The organism is Arenibaculum sp. (assembly GCF_035998295.1).
In the GTDB taxonomy this organism is placed as follows: domain Bacteria; phylum Pseudomonadota; class Alphaproteobacteria; order Azospirillales; family Azospirillaceae; genus DASYHS01.
In genome coordinates, this window is sequence record NZ_DASYHS010000001.1 from 1 (window position 1) to 1,784 (window position 1,784).

The following is a 1,784-nucleotide window of genomic DNA, read 5'->3' on the forward strand; positions in this document are numbered from 1 at the left end:
CACGATCTCGCAGGTCGTGACGTCGCTCCAGCAGCGCAACCTCGACATCCGCATCACCGAAGACATCACGGACACGCACAAGAACCTCATCATCCAGGCGGTCCAGACCCTGACCGGCTTTCTGGAGAAGCACACGCTCGCTCCCGGCACCAAGGTCGCGGTGATCGACGAGGTGGAACTGTGGGCGCGCCGCGTCGCCGCCCTCCAGGAAGGGCTGCGCTGCTACCGCTTCTTCGCGCTCAAGCCGGCCGACGCTTCCGAAGCGTGACCGCTGCGCCGTTCGGGTGTTGCGGACCTTCGATGGTGCGGCGCTATCGAAGGGCATAACCACGCAAGGTGCTCCGAAGCGGTAGGTTGACAGGCGTTCCCAAGTCTGTCTTTTGATCGGCGTGATCTCGATCCGCGCCATGCCGATCCGGCGATACGTGTCCCTCGTCATGGGCGTGGTCACGGCATGCCTGCTGATCGGCAGCGTGCTCGTCTCCTACGGCGTGATACGGCCGAACTTCCTGCAGTTGGAGACCGACGAGGCGCTGCGCGACAATGTACGGGCCGTAAACGCCGTGTCGGGCGAGCTCGACCAGTTGCAGACGCTGGTGGACGACTGGGCGGTCTGGGACGCCTCCTACCGCTTCATGTCCGGCAGGGATGCTTCGGACTACGTCGCCTCCAACCTCACGCCCCAGGCATTTCGGATCCTCGAGGTGGACTTCATCGTCTTCCTCGCAGGCGGCGGGAACGTCGTTTGGAGTGGCGGGCTCGATCCCCTGTCCGGTGAAATGATCGTCGGGGCCGGTGACGAGATCCGTGCGATACATCGGGCGATCTGTCCGCCCACCGACAAATGCATGCCGGCCCGGGGATCGGGCCTGGTCGATCTCTCCGGGCGCGTAGCCTTCGTCGCGACGGCTCCGGTCCTGACGTCGCTGGGCCGGGGGCCGGCGAACGGCATGATCGCGTTCGCGCGCACGCTGAACGAACCGAAGGCTCGGGGCATCGCGGCGCGCGCCCAGGTCCAGGCACGTGTCCTGCCGCTGCCTCCGCAGGCCGCGGCCGCGGAGGGCCCCCGGCCCCCGAACGGAGCGGGCCCGACCGATGTCGAGAAGCGATCCGGCATGACGAGGGTGCGGTCCCTTCTGGCGGGCCTGACCGCCTCCCAGGCCTTTCACGTCGTCACCGAAAGTCCGCGCCGGATCAGTGCGCTCGGAGACCGCATCGCGGCCTCGGCCCTGGTGGCGAGTATCGGCGTCCTGGTCGTCGTCGGCGCGGTCGCGACCTGGCTGATCGAGTCCCGGGTCGTCACGCCTGCGCACCGGCTCGCCCGGAAAGTTTCCGCCGCACGGGGAGAGCGGTCCAGCCTCCCGGACCCGGACGTCAACGAATTCAACCTCATCGACACCGAGTTCGACAGAACGTTGTCCGCTCTGCGCGAATCGGAGAAGAAGATGATCGAGCTGAATTACTACGCAGGGATGGCGGAGATGTTCAGCGGCATGGCCCACAACCTCCGCAATACGCTGATGCCGATGTCCTTGAATGTCTGGAGGCTGCGCGGCCTCGTCGCGCGCCACGACCGTGGGGCGGGGACGGGGACGGATGCCGACGCAGGGTCGCGCGAGGCGGACCGTCGCGAGGTCGAAAGTACCCTGGACCTGCTGGAGGCGCAGATCATGGACGTCGATCAGACGCTTCAGGACCATCACGTCTTCTCGAGGTACGGCCGGCATCTGATCCCGACCTGCGTCGGGAGCGTCGTCGAGGATGCCGTGAAGGTCTTCATGGGC

1 protein-coding gene and 1 pseudogene are annotated in these 1,784 nt (G+C 66.6%); both read left to right on the forward strand.

Annotated features, from left to right (window positions below):
• Positions 1 to 268, forward strand: a pseudogene (locus VGO20_RS00005) (phosphoethanolamine methyltransferase); the annotation flags it as partial.
• A 139-nt stretch (positions 269 to 407) separates the two neighbouring features.
• Positions 408 to 1,784 (forward strand): CHASE4 domain-containing protein (locus VGO20_RS00010; protein ID WP_327500215.1); only part of this gene is annotated, 1,377 nt, incomplete at its 3' end.